Annotated in this window: 13 protein-coding genes; 9 read left to right on the forward strand and 4 right to left on the reverse strand. The window is 70.7% G+C overall.

Annotation, left to right across the window (positions count from 1 at the left end):
• Positions 1–77: 77 nt before the first annotated feature.
• Complete coding sequence (locus WMF36_RS31730) at positions 78–2,504, forward strand: NACHT domain-containing protein (RefSeq protein WP_437574504.1); 2,427 nt, start codon at positions 78–80, stop codon at positions 2,502–2,504.
• Here the strand turns inward: WMF36_RS31730 and WMF36_RS31735 are convergent.
• The 3 genes from WMF36_RS31735 to WMF36_RS31745 form a co-directional block, all read right to left on the reverse strand.
• A complete protein-coding gene (locus WMF36_RS31735) occupies positions 2,419–3,159 on the reverse strand; it encodes an HNH endonuclease (protein ID WP_437574505.1) in 741 nt (246 codons plus the stop codon). The two genes, WMF36_RS31730 and WMF36_RS31735, sit on opposite strands and share 86 nt — an antisense overlap.
• A 13-nt stretch (positions 3,160–3,172) precedes the next feature.
• Positions 3,173–4,588, reverse strand: a complete 1,416-nt coding sequence (locus WMF36_RS31740; protein WP_437574506.1) for an AAA family ATPase — start codon at positions 4,586–4,588, stop codon at positions 3,173–3,175.
• A 122-nt stretch (positions 4,589–4,710) separates the two neighbouring features.
• Positions 4,711–5,826, reverse strand: a complete 1,116-nt coding sequence (locus WMF36_RS31745; protein ID WP_437574507.1) for an ADP-ribosylglycohydrolase family protein — start codon at positions 5,824–5,826, stop codon at positions 4,711–4,713.
• 698 nt (positions 5,827–6,524) lie between these two features.
• On the opposite strand from WMF36_RS31745, the gene WMF36_RS31750 reads away from it, so the two are divergent.
• From WMF36_RS31750 to WMF36_RS31785, 8 genes are all read left to right on the forward strand, one after another.
• Complete coding sequence (locus WMF36_RS31750; RefSeq protein WP_437574508.1) at positions 6,525–8,171, forward strand: glycoside hydrolase 5 family protein; 1,647 nt, start codon at positions 6,525–6,527, stop codon at positions 8,169–8,171.
• A gap of 76 nt (positions 8,172–8,247) precedes the next feature.
• Entirely contained in the window at positions 8,248–9,342 is a 1,095-nt protein-coding gene (gene xylF, locus WMF36_RS31755; protein ID WP_437574509.1) for a D-xylose ABC transporter substrate-binding protein, read from the forward strand.
• 404 nt (positions 9,343–9,746) lie between these two features.
• Positions 9,747–10,862, forward strand: a complete 1,116-nt coding sequence (locus tag WMF36_RS31760) for a phosphotransferase (RefSeq protein WP_437574510.1) — start codon at positions 9,747–9,749, stop codon at positions 10,860–10,862.
• Positions 10,859–11,392 carry an adenylyl-sulfate kinase gene (locus WMF36_RS31765; RefSeq protein ID WP_437574511.1) on the forward strand — a complete coding sequence of 178 codons (534 nt, stop codon included), beginning with the start codon at positions 10,859–10,861 and terminating at the stop codon, positions 11,390–11,392. The genes WMF36_RS31760 and WMF36_RS31765 overlap by 4 nt, the downstream gene beginning before the upstream one ends.
• Positions 11,386–13,011 (forward strand): protoglobin domain-containing protein, encoded by a 1,626-nt coding sequence (locus WMF36_RS31770; protein ID WP_437574512.1) that lies wholly within the window; start codon positions 11,386–11,388, stop codon positions 13,009–13,011. The genes WMF36_RS31765 and WMF36_RS31770 overlap by 7 nt, the downstream gene beginning before the upstream one ends.
• 68 nt (positions 13,012–13,079) lie before the next feature.
• The gene (locus WMF36_RS31775) at positions 13,080–13,538 is read left to right on the forward strand and encodes a response regulator (protein ID WP_437574513.1); all 459 of its coding nucleotides are present in this window, start codon (positions 13,080–13,082) and stop codon (positions 13,536–13,538) included.
• Between the two features lie 243 nt (positions 13,539–13,781).
• On the forward strand, positions 13,782–14,180 hold the full coding sequence (locus tag WMF36_RS31780; RefSeq protein ID WP_437574514.1) for a CBS domain-containing protein: 399 nt from the start codon (positions 13,782–13,784) through the stop codon (positions 14,178–14,180).
• A 190-nt stretch (positions 14,181–14,370) separates the two neighbouring features.
• Entirely contained in the window at positions 14,371–15,765 is a 1,395-nt protein-coding gene (locus WMF36_RS31785; protein WP_437574515.1) for a sigma-54-dependent transcriptional regulator, read from the forward strand.
• Positions 15,766–15,813: 48 nt separating this feature from the next.
• Here the strand turns inward: WMF36_RS31785 and WMF36_RS31790 are convergent, their stop codons facing one another.
• A complete protein-coding gene (locus WMF36_RS31790; RefSeq protein WP_437574517.1) occupies positions 15,814–16,932 on the reverse strand; it encodes a branched-chain amino acid aminotransferase in 1,119 nt (372 codons plus the stop codon).
• Positions 16,933–17,048 lie beyond the last annotated feature (116 nt).

Below are 17,048 nucleotides of genomic sequence, written 5' to 3' on the forward strand. Positions count from 1 at the left end.
CGGGGAGGCGCGGCCCGGAAGGGGCGCGGTGCTCGGCGGCTGGACGGTGGGGAGGGCGATCTCTAGGATGCCGGCTCGTGACGGCGGCCGTGCGACAGGCGAAGACTGGGACGGGGCGAGGTAAGGCCGCCGCCGGGGCGAAGCGCCAGGCCAAGGTGAAAGCTGCGGCAGCGGAATCGCCGGAGGCGTTGCTCGACAGGATCTTCGGCGAGCTGCCGGATAACCCTCACGCGAGCGACGGCCTGCCCGAGGTGGTCCGCAAGAACCGGCGAGGGCGGGCAAGGCGGCGGCTGCTCGATGCGCTCGCGGCGCGCGGGCCTTATCCGGTCCCGGAGGGGCTGCGCGGCGAGCTGCGCGCGCTCGTGGAGCGGTGGGGGCAGAAGGGCTTCGAGGATGCGTTTCCGGAGGCGGATGCGTTCGAGATCCGGTGCGCCGAGGAACGCGCCGTGCTCGACGCGGCGGCCCGGGGCGACGAGGAGGCGCGCTTCGCGGCGGCGGAGCGGGCCTATCGGCGCGAGGTCGAGGCGAGGTACGGGCAGATCGAGATCCGTGGGCTCCAGCTCAGCGCGCGCGTGCGCCAGGATCTCGAGATCGCCTATGTGCCGCTGCACGTCGAGGAGCCGCTCGAAGAGCTGCGCTCAGCGAAGCCGAGGAAAGCGGCTGGCAAGAGGCCAAAGGGCGAAGAGACGACGGTCGAAGCCAAGGCGGCCAGCGCCATGCTACGCGTGCTGGAGCGGCCACGGGTGCTCGCGACGGATGCGCTCGTGAATCACCCTCGGCTCCTGATCGTCGGCGAGCCCGGTAGCGGCAAATCGACGCTCCTCGCGTACCTGGCCACGCGCGCCGCCCGCGGCGAGGTGGCCACCTCCACCCCAGGGCGCGAGCCTGAATCCATTCCCTTCCTCGTACCGGTGCGAGCACTTCAAGAAGATGCAGCGAGCCCGGAGGGGATCGCTCGCGCGGCCGGCGCGGAGCCCTGGTTTGTGGAAGCGGCGCTTCGACGCGGGCGAGCGCTGCTCCTCGTCGATGGCCTCGACGAGGCTCGAACCGAAGTGGCGGGGAAGGTGCTCCCGACCCTCACGGCGACGCTCGACGCGTCCCCGGGGAACTCTGTAATCGTCACGACGAGGCCAGCCGCCGCTCCTGGGAAGGACGAGACCGCACCCAGGGGTTTTGCGCGCGCACGCCTCGTGCCCATGACGCGCGACGAGGTCGGCGTCTTCATCGACCGATGGTGCCTTGCAGCCGAGCTGAGCCTCAACAAACCGCGCAGCCAGGCCGAGCTCGACGCACGTGCCGCCGCAGACGACTTGAAAGAGCGGGTGCGGGCGAGCCGGGCGATCGAGAAGCTCGCGGAGACTCCCCTCCTCTGCTCGATCATCTGCGTCGTCCACCGCTTCCTCGGGCAGCGGATCCCGGAGCGCCGGGTCGCCCTCTACGAGGCGATCACCAACGTGCTGCTCTACGAGTGGGACCGGGCCAAGTTCGCGGAGGGCGCCATCATCGGCAAGCTCGACGCTCACGCAAAGCGCGCGCTGCTCGCCCGGTTAGCACTCTCCATGCATAGGGCGCGCGTGGCGGATCTGCCCGCGGAGGAGGTCGTCAAGCGGCTCGCGACCCACCTACCGGATCTTGGCCGTCCAGAGGAGGAGGCGGCGGCGATCGTGGCCGAGATTCGCGACCGCAACGGCGTGCTCGTGGAGCGGGCGCCGGGGTCGTTCGCGTTCTCGCACCTGACGTTCCAGGAATACCTCGCAGCAATGGAGCTGGTGAACGCGCACGCTTACGACGAGCTGCTGCGCAACCACAAGGACAAATGGTGGCACGAGGTCATCGTCCTCGCCGCCGGGTTCCCGGGGGCGCATGCGGATCGGATCATCCGCGGGCTCCTCGACAAGGACGGCGAAGACGTGGCTGCAGGGACGATGCTCGCAGCGCAGTGCGCCGAGACCGCCATCGAGGTGAGGCAGCCGCTGCGGAAGGAGCTCGAGAAGCGCGTGGCACGGCTGGTCCCGCCGGCGAGCCGGACAGAGTTCTGGACACTTTACCATCTCGGCGAAGTAGCTGGACCGGCGCTGCTTCGCTCGCTCGATAAGGCGAGCACGGAAGAGCGGGCTTCGATCTTGATGCTACTCGCATTTATCCGATATGAGCCAGCAACAAGGACAGTCACCAAATTCCTGAAAGACCCCAGCCGGACCGATCGCCCGTTCCCCAGCCTCAACGGAATGAGCGTTACAACTTACACACTCGCCGAATGTGCCGCTCATTTTGTGAAATTCGTGATCGAGGTCTCGCCAGCAGCGTTCTCCGTGTTCCTGGACGCTATTCCCTTGGCCCATCCAAGCGCCATAGAGATGCTTAAAATCTTCAGGAAGATTGAGAAGGGCCCCCGGGAGCAAAGCAAGCTCGAAGCGCTCATCGCGCGCGCCGAGGCCGCACACGCGAAGGATTCTTCCGCCTTCGCCGCCCGCTGGCCCAGACGCGCCGCACGTTCTGGTTGATCGCCTCGGAGAACGCCACCGGCCGCGTGATCAGCATGTCCTGGAGCTCGATGCCAGGACGCCCCATTAGCCTCCTCACGAAGTCGAGATGGCACTGGATCGCCGTCCCCCGGTGCTGCGTGAGCCAGTGACGCGTCAGGCCGAAGTCCTCGACCGTGCACCTCGCCTGCTCATCGCCTTCACGGGCCGCGATCTCGCCGTTCTCCGCGAACACGAAGCGGCTTCCCGGCCTGCCCTCGTCAGGCCGGACATACCCGCAAGCCGGCCACTTGTCGTGCTTCGCGCCGTTGCACGCCATGCACGCCAGGAAGTAGTTTTTCCACTCGTAAGCCTGCGCGGGAAAACGCGCCTTGGGCCGGAAGTGCTCGACCTGCCCCGGCGGCCTGTCCTCGCCGCTGGTCCCGGGGTGGTTCGAGCTGACAGGAGACTGGCAGTAGGCGCAGAAGCCCTGCGACATCCCGGCGATCGCCTGTCGGACCCGCGCATCGGTGCGCCAGACGGGCGGGAAATCCGGCTTCCCCTTCTCGTCCGCCGGCAGCACCTCCGGCGCGTAGCTGGTGAACCCCTTCTTCCGCTTCGCCCCTTGCCCGGCGAGCTTCTCGAAGGCCCTCGCCTTCTTCCAGAACGCCGCCGCGTCCGGGAGCGCCGCGTCCACCGTGCCTTGCCAGTCAGCGGGCGGCCTTACGCCTCTTCGCCGGAGCCGGATCACGCCGTCCCCCTCCTTTCGCGGAAAGCTGTGCATCCAGCCGCCTGAGCAGCGCGATCTGCGTCCGCGCGATCTCGGAGAGCAGCGGCCCCTTGCCCTCCCGCTCCTCCTCCCGCGCCAGAACGCCTTGAAGCTGATCCAGCGTCTCCAGCAACGCCTGCCGGTCGCGCGCAGTCGCCGTGCCGCCCTCGACCTTCCGCCGGAGCTCGGCGGCCTTCACCTCCAGCGCCTCGTACGTCGGCGAGAGGCGCGACGGCACATCGAAGACGGCGTCGTCCACCATCACCGAGTCGACCTCCGCGCCGTCGAGCCGCTCCAGATCGCCCTTCGTCAAGGGCCGCACCGTCGTGCCCTCGCCAGGCTTCTCGTCCAGCACGAGGATCTGGATCTCGCGCTCCCTGTCGTCGATCGCGGCCTGCACGACCGCCGGGGAGTGCGTGGTCAGCACGAAGCGCGTACGCGGGAACAGGCGCGTGAGCTGGTCGATGATCCGCCGCTGCCAGCGAGGGTGGAGGTTCAGGTCCACCTCGTCGATGGCCACCATGGCCTCGCCGGCGAGCGGATCGTCCAGCGCGGAGAAGAGCTGCGCGTAGCGGATCGCGAGATCCAGCACGACGGAGAGCATCGCGCGGTACCCGTCGGAGAGCTCCGAGATCGAGAGCACCACGCCCGAGCGACGGAACGCCGCCACGCGGCGCCCTTCCTGCTCGACGATCTCCACCCCCTCGATGCGCCGGTCGAGCCCCACCAGCCACGCGCGGAGCCGCTCCCAGACCGCCCGCGCGGCAGGGTCGTACTCGCCCCGCTCCTCCAGGAGCGCGACATAGGCCGAGAGATCCCGGAAGAGGTACTCGTCGAAGTCGACCAGCGTGCGCGTGGCCGGGCGGCGCAGCGCGTCCTCGAGGTGCGCCGGGAGCGCCCTCGCCAGCGCCTGCTCCCACTCCGGACCGAGGAGCGCAGGGCCGGTCGCCTGGCGCGGCCTCGCGGGCGGACGCAGGGCGCGGTACTGGCCGTAGGCAAAGACATGATGTCCGCGCGGGAGCCGCGTGCGCTCGGGGCGCCCTTCGCCATCAGCCCAGCGCGCGAGCGGCTCGGCGCCGATCCCGCGGAGCGCCATCGAGCCGCCGGACGCCCCGCGGCGGAGCGGAAAGCGGTCGAGCCCCTCGCCGTCGCCGGGCGCGAGCGATGCGAGCGCCTCGACGATGCTCGTCTTGCCGGAGCCGTTCTGCCCGATGATGACCGTGACCTGCGCCCCGAGCGGCACCTCGCCACGCACGAAGCAGCGCACGTTCTCCAGGACGAGCCGGGTTTCACCGGAGGAGCCTGCCCCCGGCGGGGACACCGGCGGCGGCTTGCTGCGTTTGCGGCGCGTCGTCACGCGCCGACTATACCCCGAAGCATCGCAAAGAGGGCGCCTGCTGGCAGAGCTTCAATCCGCCCGAGCGCTTACCTGATCGGATACTGATCGAGCGCGCAATCCGATCATGGCCGCGGGCCACGTCAATAAGGCGGCAGCATCCTCCGGAACCCGTGCCCCAGCGCCAGCACCAGGAAGAGCAGGTTGCGCACCGGCAGCGCCGGCCAGAAGAGGCCGAGAGGCCCTTCCCCGCCGGAAGCGCGCTCCCCCGCCGCGACGCTACCGTCCTCGCCGCGGAACGCCCGCGCGAGCCGCGCGCCGAGCCGCCGCATCCACGGGATCGATCGCGGGAAGTCGGCAATCCCCTCCAGCCACGCTCCCGGGATCCCGCGCGCCCCCAGCGTCGCGCCCGCGAGGCCGCCGACGATCGCGCCGGTGCTGTCGGCGTCGCCGCCGAGCAGGATGACGTCCTCCACTGCGCGCCGGAAATCGCCCGGGTGCGCGAGCCAGCAGAACAGGGCCGCTGGAGCCGTGTCGACGATGAACCCGCTCACCCCCTCCTGGAGCCCGATCGCCGCGGCGAACTCCTCCGCCGAGGCGCGCCGGTCGAGCAGCTCCGCCGCGCAGTCGAGCCGGCGGCGGAGCTCCACGTCCGAGACGCGCTCGCGGAGCAGCGCCAGCAGCTCGGCCGGATTCACCTGCTCCGGCGTGCGCACGGCGGCGTACGCGGCGGCGAGCGCGATGATCCGCGCCCCCTCCTCGGCGCGCGGGTCGGTGTGCGTGAGGCGCGTGGACGCGCGCACCATGGGCTCGACGCGCGAAGGCGTGAGGGCGAGGGCCGCGCCCAGGATCGGCGCGCGCATCGCAGGGCCGTTGCCGGCCGAGAAGACGCCGCTCCGCTCCGGAGAGAACCCGAGCCAGAGCTTGAGAGTCGCCCGCAGCGTGGCGTATCCGACGCCCGCCGGCAGCGAGGCGAGCCAGCCGCGGAGCTGCCAGCCGAGCGAGCGCGCGAACCGCGCCGCGTCTGCCGGAGCGGCCAGGAGGGCCTGGGCCGTCATGCACGCATGCTCGGCGTCGTCGCTGATCATCCCGCGGCCGAGCACGAAGCGGTGCTCGAGCGGCGACGCGCCGAAGAGGCGGGCGGCGCGGCGGCGCGAGAGGCCTTCACGAGGGAGGCCGAGCGCGTCGCCGACCGCCGTGCCGAGGAGGACGCCGGCGAGCCGGTCCTCGCGATCGATCGATGTCATCTCGATGGGCATGCGAGCGCGCCTTTCACGCTCCGTGCCCGGCGAGCTCAGCGGAGATCCGCGCCCCAGGGCGCCCCTCCCGAGGGCCCCGCGCGCCAGGATGGCAGCCACGACTCAACGGCAGACATCATGTCACGCCCCCGACACCTCTCTCCGAGCTGCCCGGCGCTCTCCCGCTGCGCTCCGACGTCGCTCGCACATGCGGCCCAGAGCGGCGGTCACCCGCACAGGAGACGGGCCCAGATCGGCGTTTTCGGCGCGGAAGCGCACTCCAGTGCGCTGAGCACCGAAAACGTCGAGATGGGCCCGTATCCGAAGCGGGTGACCGCCGCTCTAGCCTGAACCCCTCGGCACGCCCGGTGAAGCATCTCACCGGCCGACCTCGGCCGAGGCACATTGCTCCACAGCCCGCCGGCGCATTGCTCCGCACCGCGCGCACGAGCCAAAACGGCGCCGCCCAGCACGCTCTTCCCTGTTGACGCTGAACCGTTTAAGTGGTCTGCCACGACGCGCACCGATGCGAGGGTGACACCCTGAGTGGAGATTTGCATCGGCGCGAGAACCGGGGAGCTCGCTGTGGCCACGGCAACACGATCACCACGACGGCGACGCGACAGCCCGGCACGTCACCACACGCCGGCCGTGGGCTCCGGGCGGCAGAGCTCAACCACTCTCGAGGAACGAACCTCGTACCACGTAAGGAACCGACCATGAACAAGACCTTGTTGCTCGCTTTGGGTTTGCTCTCCCTCGCCGCGTGCACCTCCGACACGACCGACCCCGGGCCCTCCGGCGGCACCGGCGGGTCCGGCGGGTCCGGCGGCAACGACGCCACCGGCGGCGGCGGCACCGGCGGGTCCGGCGGGTCCGGCGGCAGCGACGCCACCGGCGGCGGCGGGGACGGAACCGGCGGCAGCGAGCCGCTCGACTGCGCCGAGCAACCCGAAAAGTGCTACGTCCGCGCCGATGGGAGTATGCTCACGCTCGACGGGAAACCGTACAAGTACATGGGCACGAATTTCTGGTCAGCTCCTTACATCAGCCTCGAGCGCCTGCGCCTTGAGCTCGACATCCTCGAGGCCCATGGCGTCATGAACCTCCGGCTCATGGCGCTCAGCGAGGGCGACATCCCCGAGGCGCAGCAGAACGACGCGCAGTACGGCCCGCAGCGGATCTACCCCGCGTCGTCCAACGAGCCGTGCGCCGATCCGGAGCTCGAGACGTTCGCGGACAACCTGGCGACGGTGCTCGACGAGATCCACAGCCGCGGCATGAAGGCGGTCATGACCCTGAACGACTTCTGGCACTGGTCCGGCGGGATGCCCCAGTACATGAAGTGGGCCCACGACGAGGCCGACACCTCCTGCGGAGAGGACTTCGGCGCGTACCAGGTCGGCCTGACCCACCCCGCGACGGGCGCCGACCTGCTCGCGGCCGACCACCACGTGCCGTTCGCCGGCTCGATTCGGTTCGAGGAGGGCACCGGCGAGGACTGCCAGGCCGTGGCCATCAACGAGTGGGCGATCCCGCACTCGGGCACCCTCGACCCGGCCACGAACCCCTGGCCCGACCAGATGGACCTCTCCAGCCTGTTCTTCTGCAACAAGAAGGCCCAGGAGTTCTACTTCAGCCGGGCCAAGGCCGTGATCGAGAAGCTCAAGGATCACCCGGGGATCATGGCGTGGCAGCTCGGGAACGAGCCGCGCTCCTTCAAGGGCTGGGGCCCGCTCTTCAAGCTCTGGGTCGAGAGGAACGCGAAGTTCATCAAGGACATCGACCCGAACCACCTCGTCTCCATCGGCTCGGAGGGCGACCTCTCCTACAACTGGGGCGACTACGCCAACAGCGATTTCCGGGCCTTCCACGACGTGCCCGGCATCGATTACCTCACCTTCCACGTCTGGCCGGAGAACTGGGAGTGGTACGACCCGTCGCTCCCGATCGACAGCTCCGCCGACAAGTCGCTCCGGTCGGCCATCACCAAGAGCGACGAGTACATCGAGCTGCAGATCGCGCACGCCAAGGCGCTGAACAAGCCAATCGTCGTCGAGGAGTTCGGCCTCGCGCGGGACGACAAGTCCGAGCCGGTCGAGTCGCCCGTCGCCAAGAGGAACGAGTACTACTCGTCCGTCTTCGACGCCGTCGTCAACAACGCGGAGCTCGCCGGCGTCAACTTCTGGGCCTGGGGCGGGGCCGGAAGGCCGTCGGACGACGACAACGAGTACTGGCTCCTCGGAAACGACTACATCGGCGATCCGCCCCACGAGCTCCAGGGGTGGTACTCGGTGTACGACAACGACACGGAAACGCTGAACGTCATCATGAGCTACGCCGATAGCATCAGTACGATCGAGTAGCTCCGGCCCCAACACAGCCCCACATTTCTCATCATCTGACTCGGAGGTCACCTTGATTCGTCGCTCCACCTTTCTCATGGCGCTGCTCTCTCTCACGTTCTCGGCCGGCTGCTCGAAGCCGGCCTCCGAAGGCGAGCCGGGCGCGGCCAAGACCGAGGACAAAGCCGCAAAGACCGCGGACGCCAAGGTTCCGGAGAAGAAGAAGAAGATCACCATCGGATTCTCGATGGATACCCTCAAGGAAGAGCGGTGGCAGCGCGACCGCGACCTGTTCAAGGCGAAGGCCGAGCAGCTCGGGGCGCAGGTGCTCGTGCAGTCCGCGAACAGCGATGACGCCCTGCAGAACTCGCAGGCAGAGAACCTGCTCACGCAGGGCGTCGACGTGCTCGTGGTCGTGCCCCACAACGCCAAGACGACGGCCACCATCGTCGAGTCGGCGCACAAGCAGGGCGTGCCCGTCATCGCCTATGACCGGCTGATCCTCGACTCGGACCTCGATCTCTACGTGTCCTTCGACAACGTCCGCGTGGGAGAGCTTCAGGCCGACTACCTCGTGAAGAAGCAGCCGAAGGGGAGCTACGTCCTCATCGGCGGCTCCCCCACCGACAACAACGCGAAGCTCTTCCGCGACGGGCAGATGAACATCCTGAAGCCGCTCATCGACAAGGGGGACATCAAGGTCGTGGCGGACCAGTGGGCCAAGGACTGGCAGCCGGTCGAGGGGCTCAAGATCACCGAGAACGCCCTCACCAAGAACAACAACAACGTCACCGCGGTCGTCGCCTCGAACGACGGGCTCGCGGGCGCGGCGGTCCAGGCCCTCGGCGAGCAGAAGCTCGCCGGCAAGGTCGTCGTCTCGGGGCAGGACGCCGAGCTCGCCGCCTGCCAGCGCATCGCGGCCGGCACCCAGAGCATGACCGTCTACAAGCCGCTCAAGGCGCTCGCCGAGAAGGCCGCCGAGCTCGCCGTCAAGCTGGCGAAGAAGGAGCCCCTCGGCGAGAAGTCGCAGGCGATCAACAACGGGAAGAAGGACGTCCCGAGCGTGCTCATCGCGCCGATCGCCGTGGACAAGGACAACCTCGCCTCCACGGTGATCGCGGACGGGTTCCACAAGGTCGAGGACGTCTACAAGGACCTCCCCAAGGACCAGTGGCCCGCGGCGGGCAAGTAGTCGCCCCCAGGCCGGGCCGCGCCGCCCGGCAGGCGCCCCCGCCGCCGCGCTCGCCGGCGGCGACCGCGCTCCCTCCCAGGACACAATCACGCCCGTCGCGCTGAGGGTTCGGCAAGTCCGGATTCCCCATCGTGGTCATGCACGCTCGCGAATCCGGAGCTTCGCCCGTACGCTGAGCTGCGCCCGAGAGGTGCGGCGCGGCGCACGCCTCGCGCGGCGACGCAAGTTCTGCAAGCGCACCGCGGCCGGGCCGACGCGCGGCCTCCCCCGTGGACCCCGGTCGGCGCCGGGCCCGGCGGCGACCGGGGCGCAGCGCGACCGGGCTCGTCAGGTACGTGGCCCGACTCTCGCAAGTCTCTCGCAGATCGCGCCCAGGCCACGACGCCCGCACGCCCGAGGAGCCCATGAACGCCCCGCAGACCCTGCCTGAATCCGACCCCTCACGCCAGGTCCGCCAGCTCGTGGAGGCGGTGTTGCCGGACGCACGGGTCGAGGACGTCACCACCCTGGGACCGGACGGCGGCCCGGGCAACGACCTGACCGAGAAGGCCGCCGGCTACGGCGTCCCCCGGCGGATCACGGTGGTGAGGCCCGACGGCTCGACGCAGCGGCTGGTCCTGCACACGTCGACCGCCAACGCGTTCGGACACGACAGGCGGTCGGATCGCGCGGCGGAGATGCTGCTCGCGTTCGACACCTTCGGGTCGATCCCGGCGCACGTGGAGGTCGTGGACGTCGGCTCGCTGACCCGCGACGGGCGCTTCCTGTCCCTGCGGGACGCGGGCGAGTTCTACCTCCTGACCACGTACGCCGAGGGAGACGTCTACGCCGCGGATCTGCGGCGGATCGCGAAGGAGCGCCGCGCGCGCCCGGAGGATCGGATGCGCTGCGAGGCGCTCGCCAAATACCTCGTCGCGCTCCACGGCGCGAAGGGCGCGCAGCCGGGCAGCTACCGCCGCGCGGTGCGCGACCTCGTGGGCCACGGCGAGGGCATCTTCGGTATCATCGACGGCTATCCGGACGACGTGCCCGGCGCGCCGCCCGCCCGGCTCCAGGCCATCGAGCGGCGCTGCGTGGAATGGCGCTGGAAGCTCCGCGGCCGGGATCAGCGGCTCGCGCGCACGCACGGCGATTTCCACCCGTTCAACATCGTGTTCAACGAAGCGTCGCAGCTCACGTTGCTCGACACGAGCCGGGGGTCCCAGGGCGACCCCGCGGACGACGTCACCTGCCTCGCCATCAACTACGTCTTCTTCGCGCTGGGCGCGCCCGGCGCATGGCAGGGCGGCTTCCGCGCGCTGTGGCAGCGGTTCTGGGACGTCTACCTCGGCTGGAGCGGCTCCGCGGGCGTGCTCGACGTGGCGGCGCCGTTCCTCGCGTGGCGCGCGCTCGTGCTGGCCAACCCCGGCTGGTATCCCGCGGTCACGGCGAGCGCGAGGGACGCCCTGCTCGACCTCGTGGAGCGCACCCTCGACGCCCCGCGCTTCGATCCGGCCGACGCCGAGAGGCTCTTCGCGTGAGCGGCGGGGTCGTCTGGATCACGGGGCTCCCCGCGTCGGGCAAATCCACCCTGGCCGCGCGGGTGCACCGCGAGCTCCTCGGCGAGGGCCGGGCGAGCTGCCTGCTCGACGGCGACGAGGTGCGCGACGCGCTCGTCCCGCGGCCGGGGTATGCGCCGCGAGAGCGCGACGATTTCTACGAGACCCTCGCGCGGCTCGCGGCGCTGATCGCGCGCCAGGGGCCGCTCGTGATCGTGGCGGCGACCGCGCACCGCCGCGCTTACCGGGAGCGTGCCCGCGCGCTCGCGCCGCGGCTCGTCGAGGTGTACATGGATGTCCCTCCCGGGGTCTGCCGCGAGCGCGATCCGAAAGGGCTCTACCGGGCGGCCGGCGCCGGCGAGATCGACGCGCTCCCCGGCGCAGGCCCCGACTACGAGGCGCCGCGCTCGCCGGAGATCGTCGCGCGCGGCGGCGAGGATGAAGCGGCGCTCGGGGCGATCCTGGAGCGCGCGAGATCGTGGTCCGCCGCCGCGGAAGCGCGCTCATGGTAGGCTCCCGCGCCGTGCCCGCGCACGAGACGCTCTTCGACGAGATCAAGCGCTACGTTCGCTTCGAGGACGAGGACGCAGGCTGGCTGGCCGCCTTTCGCGCGCACGCGGAGCCGCACTTCCCCCGCATCGCGGACGAGTTCTACGATCGCATCCGCGAGCACGAGGGCGCGCACGAGGTCTTCACCGGCGAAGAGCAGGTGGAGCGCCTCAAGCGCTCGCTCGTCCGCTGGATGACGCGGATCTGCACCGGGCCCTACGACGGCGCGTACTTCGACGAGACCGCGAAGATCGGGCGGATCCACGTCCGGGTCGGCCTGCCCCAGCGGTACATGTTCACGGCGATGACGCTCATCCGGATCGCGTTCTACGAGATCGCCCAGGGCGCGCTCGGCGCGCAGGCGATCCCGGTCCGATCCGCGGTGAGCAAGGTGCTCGATCTCGAGCTCGCCATCATGCTGGAGACGTACCGGGACGACTTCCTCGCGCGCGCGCAGCGCGCCGAGCGCCTGGACCGGGAGGAGGTCGGCCGCACGCTCGCGCGCACGGAGCACCGGTACAAGAGCGCGGTCGAGCTCGCGCGCGTCCTGGTCGTGGGTCTCGACGCGCACGCGGTCGTGCGGCTCTTCAACCGCGAGGCCGAGCGGATCACCGGGCTCGGACGCGAGGACATCCTCGGGATGCCGTTCGTCGAGATGCTCCTTCCCGAGGAGATCCGCGCGGATCACGGCGCGCTCGTGGAGGACGTCGCCGCGGGCCGCCGCGCCGGCGCCGATCTCCTGGAGAGCAGCCTCCGCACGCGCGCCGGCAAGATCCGCGACGTGCGATGGCAGCTCGCGTACGCCCCCTCCGCGGCGGATGACGAGGTGGTGCTGTTCGCCATCGGCCAGGACACGACCGACGAGAACGCGCTCGCCGCGCGCGTGCGTCAGAGCGAGAAGCTCGCCGCGGTGGGGACGCTCGCGGCCGGCCTCGCGCACGAGATCAGGAACCCGCTCAACGGCGCGCAGCTGCACGTGACCTTCCTCGAGCGGGGGCTCGCGCGCGCCGGCATGAACGACCCGGACACCGTGGAGGCCATCCAGGTCGTCCGCGACGAGATCCGCCGCCTGTCGGAGCTGGTGAGCGAGTTCCTGGACTTCGCCCGGCCGAGGCCGCTGGTCGTGAAGCCGACGTCGGTCGTCTCGCTCTGCGAGCGGGCGGCGCGCGTCGCCGTGGCGTCGGACGGCGACGGCGCCGGCGCGCACGCCGAGGTGAAGGTCGATCTGCCCTCGACCGACATGGTGCTCGACCTCGATCCCGCCCGGATCGAGCAGGTCCTGCTGAACCTCCTCCGCAACGCGATGGAGGCGGCGGGGTCGGCCGGAGGCGGCACCGTCACCCTCCGCGCGCGCCGGAAGCCGCGCCACGTGCTCCTCGAGGTGGAGGACGACGGCCCCGGGGTCGCGAGCCCGGACGCGCCGATCTTCGACCCGTTCTACTCGACGAAGCCGGACGGCACCGGGCTCGGCCTGGCCATCGCACACCGCATCATCACCGATCACGATGGGACCCTCGATTTCCAGAGCCGCCCGGGGAAGACGCTGTTTCGCGTGACGCTGCCGATCCGCCTCTCCGGCTGAGCTCCCCGCCGTCCGCGGCGCACGGGCCGCACCCCGTCGCTGGCACGCAAGTTGGTAGATCGCCCGGCGTGGAACCACGCAGCATCATCGAAGAGCCGCTGATCCTCCTCGTGGATGACGACATCCGCACCGCTCGCCTGCTCGCGCGCCTGCTCGAGGACGACGGCTTCCGGGTGGAGCTGGCCACCGACGGCGCCTTCGCGATCGCGCGGCTCGCGCGGACGCCGGTCCCCGACATCCTGGTGACCGACTTCCGCATGCCCCACGCCGACGGCATCGCGGTGGCGCGCTTCGCGCGGTCGCTCCGACCCGATCTCCCGCTCTTCGTGCTCACCGGCTACCCCGAGCTCGTGGCGCGGCTCGGGCGAGGGCTCGTCCCCGAGGCGGTGGTGCACACCAAGCCGGTGGACTACACCGCCCTGAGCGCCGAGCTGCGCTCCAGCGTGGAGGCGGTGTCCTCCAGCGCCGCGCGCGCGCAGCCGAGCGCTGCGGCCCCCGGCCCGCTCCCGTCCCCGATCCCGGCCTGAGCCCCCGGCGAGCGCCCGCCCGGGCGAACGGCTTGCGCCCCCGTGCAACCGCTGCGATCCATCACCCCGCCGCGGCCGGCGGGCAGGCCGCGGCGCGGCCTCCCTCCGCCATGGATCCCGGGCCGGCGGCGCGCCGTGGACGCGGGCGCGCGACGCAGGGGGCCGGGAGCCGGGCGGGGCCGGCGTGGCGCGCCTCGTGCACCAGGTCCAGGCATGTCCCTGTGCCGATTTGAACATGGCGCCGTGTGCGCAGAGCTGACCGAGACTGCAATCGACGTCGCGCGCAGGATGCGCGACTTCCGCGTGGGCTGCGTCGTCGTCACGCAGGGCGCGCGCGCCATTGGCATCCTCACCGATCGCGATCTCGTGATGCGGGTGATGGCCGACGCGCGCGACCCCGGGAAGACGCTCGTGTCCGAGATCGTGACGTACGATCCCACGACGCTCCAGCAGACCGACAGCATCGAGACGGCGCTCCGCCTGATGCGCGATCGCGGCGTCCGGCGGCTGCCGATCGTCCGTCACAACGGCAACGTGACCGGCATCGTCACGGCCGACGATCTCACCGTGATGCTCGCCGCGGAGCTGGCGGACCTCGGCGCCGGCATCCGCGACAACGTCGACGCGACCGAGAGCCGCTGACGGCTCCTCGTCCTTAATCCAGCAGACCCAAGCGACGCGCCGCTCACCCCGCGGCCCTTGCGCCACCCTCCGGGCGGTGCTTGCCTGCCGCGCCGTCGCCGACGGAGGCGCGCCGCAGCCGGAGGAGAGCCGCGACGCGCCTCCATCGACTGCGGCGCGGTATCCTCTGGCGGTCTTCGGAAGGGACGACATGAACGCTGAGAAGAGGCAGGGCTCGAGGGTGCTCGTCGTGGACGACGAGGCGAGCGCGCGCTCGGGGCTGGAGAAGCTCCTGCGACAGGAGGGCTACGCTGTCGACTCGGCGGCGGACGGCGTCGAGGCGCTCGAGGTCGCGACGGAGCGGCCGCCGGACGTCGTGGTCACCGATCTGAAGATGCCGAACATGGATGGCGTGACGCTGCTCGGGAAGCTCCGCGAGCAGGACCCCTCGCTGCCGGTGATCGTGGTCACCGCGTTCGGCGATGTGAGCTCGGCGGTGCAGGCGATGCGGGCCGGGGCCGAGGACTACCTGACGAAGCCGGTCGACTTCGACGCGCTCCTCCTCTCCCTCGAGCGCGCCCTCGAGCGGAGCGCCCTCCGGGTCGAGGCGGAGAACCTCCGCCGGCAGCTGCGCGAGCGCGAGGGCGAGGGCGTGGAGGGGCTCATCGGGACGAGCCCGGCGATGCAGAAGGTCTACCGGATGGCCCGGCAGGTGGCGGGCGCGCGGGCGACGGTGCTCATCACCGGCGAGAGCGGCACCGGCAAGGGGGAGCTCGCGCGCGCCGTCCACGCGAAGGGCCCGCGCGTCAAGGGCCCGTTCGTGACGCTGCACTGCGCGGCGCTCGCCGAGTCGCTGCTCGAGAGCGAGCTGTTCGGCCACGAGCGCGGCGCGTTCACCGGCGCCGACAAGCGGCGCATCGGGCGGTTCGAGCAGGCGCACGGCGGGACGCTCTTCCTCGACGAGGTCGGCGAGATCGCGCCGTCGACGCAGGTGAAGCTGCTCCGCGTGCTCCAGGAGCGGAAGTTCGAGCGCGTCGGCGGGAACGAGACCGTGTCGGTCGACGTGCGGCTCATCGCGGCCACGAACCGCGATCTCGCGGCGGCCGTGCAGGAGGGCCACTTCCGGGAGGACCTCTACTACCGGCTCAACGTCGTCCACATCGACATGCCTCCGCTGCGCGTCCGCGACACCGACGTGCTGCTCCTCGCGAATCACTTCCTCCGCCGGTTCGCCGCGGAGAACCACCGCAAGATCGAGGGGTTCACCGACGAGGCGCGGGCGAAGCTCATCGCGCACCGGTGGCCGGGGAACGTGCGCGAGCTCGAGAACGCGATCGAGCGGGCCGTCGTGCTCTGCGACGAGACGCGCATCGACGCGGAGCACCTCCCCATCGACGCGGCGCCGGTCGCCAAGGGCGCCCTGCGGGTCCCGGGCGCCACCATGGCGGAGATCGAGCGCTATGCGATCCTGTCGACGCTCGAGGCGACGAACGGCTCGACGACGCGCGCGGCCGAGCTCCTCGACATCAGCATACGCACCATCCAGTACCGCCTGCACGAATACGGCCTGACGGCGAAATCCAAGCGATCGCCGGCCACGGAGTAGGCGCCGCGCAAGGAGCCCGCGCCGCGCGACGCCCGCGCGGGATCCTCGTCAGACCACGTCGTGCATCCAGCCGTGCCGGTCGGGGGCGAGGCCGTGCTGGATGTTGAGCAGCGCCTCGCGGAAGCGCGCCGCCACCGGCCCCGTCTCGTTGTTGTGGATGGCGAAGCTCTCCTCTCGCGACTTCACGGCGCCGATCGGCGTGATGACCGCGGCCGTGCCGCACGCGAACGCCTCGGTCATGCGGCCCTCGCGCACCGCCGCGCGCCACTCGTCGAAGGTGACCTTGCGCTCCTCCGCGCCATAGCCGAAATCCCGGGCGAGCTGGATGATGCTGTCGCGGGTGATGCCCGGGAGGAGCGTGCCTGTCAGCTCGGGCGTCACGAGCACCGTGCGCCCGCCCTCCTCGTAGACGAAGAAGATGTTCATTCCCCCCATCTCCTCGACGACCTTGCGGTGCACCGCATCGAGCCAGACCACCTGCGCGCAGCCCTCCGCCGCGGCGTTCATCTGCGCGAGCAGGCTCGCGGCGTAGTTGCCGGCGAACTTGGCCGCGCCCGTGCCGCCCGGCGCCGCCCTGACGAAATCCTCCGAGATCCAGACCGTCACCGGCTTCACGCCCTGGGGGAAATACGCGGCCGCGGGAGACGCGATCACCAGGAAATCGTACTCGCGTGACGACCTCACCCCGAGCGCCACCTCGGTCGCGAACATCAGCGGTCGGATATACAGGCTCTCGCCCACCGCCGCGGGCACCCACGCGCGATCCTGGCGGATCAGGGCGTCGACGGAGCCCACGAACAGAGGGACCGGCATCTCCGGCATCGCGAGCCGCCGGGCAGAGCTGTTGAAGCGGTGCGCGTTCGCCTCCGGCCGGAACGTCCTGATGCGCCCGTCCGGCTGGCGGTACGCCTTGAACCCCTCGAAGATCGCCTGACCGTAGTGCAGCACCATGGCCGCGGGATCCAGCGTGAGCGGCGCGTACGGCTTGAGCTGCCCCCGGAGCCAGCCCCTGTCCGCGGCGTACGGGATCACGACCATGTGCTCCGTGAACACGCGCCCGAAGCCGGGGTTCTGCATGCGCTGCGCGCGCTCCGCGTCGCCGAGAGGGTGCTGCGTGGGGAGGATCTCGAGATCGACCTTCGTGGCGGACGCGCTTTCGGTGCTCATCGTGCTCGACTTCCGCGACGGACGGCGATCGATCCGGCTCAAGGGAGCCGGTGCGCGCTCTCGTCGTGCGGCATTTTTCGGAAGAATCCTGCCAGGATGCAAGCACTTTCTCGCGG

This window comes from Sorangium sp. So ce887 (assembly GCF_051521455.1).
Classification (GTDB): Bacteria; Myxococcota_A; Polyangia; order Polyangiales; family Polyangiaceae; genus Sorangium.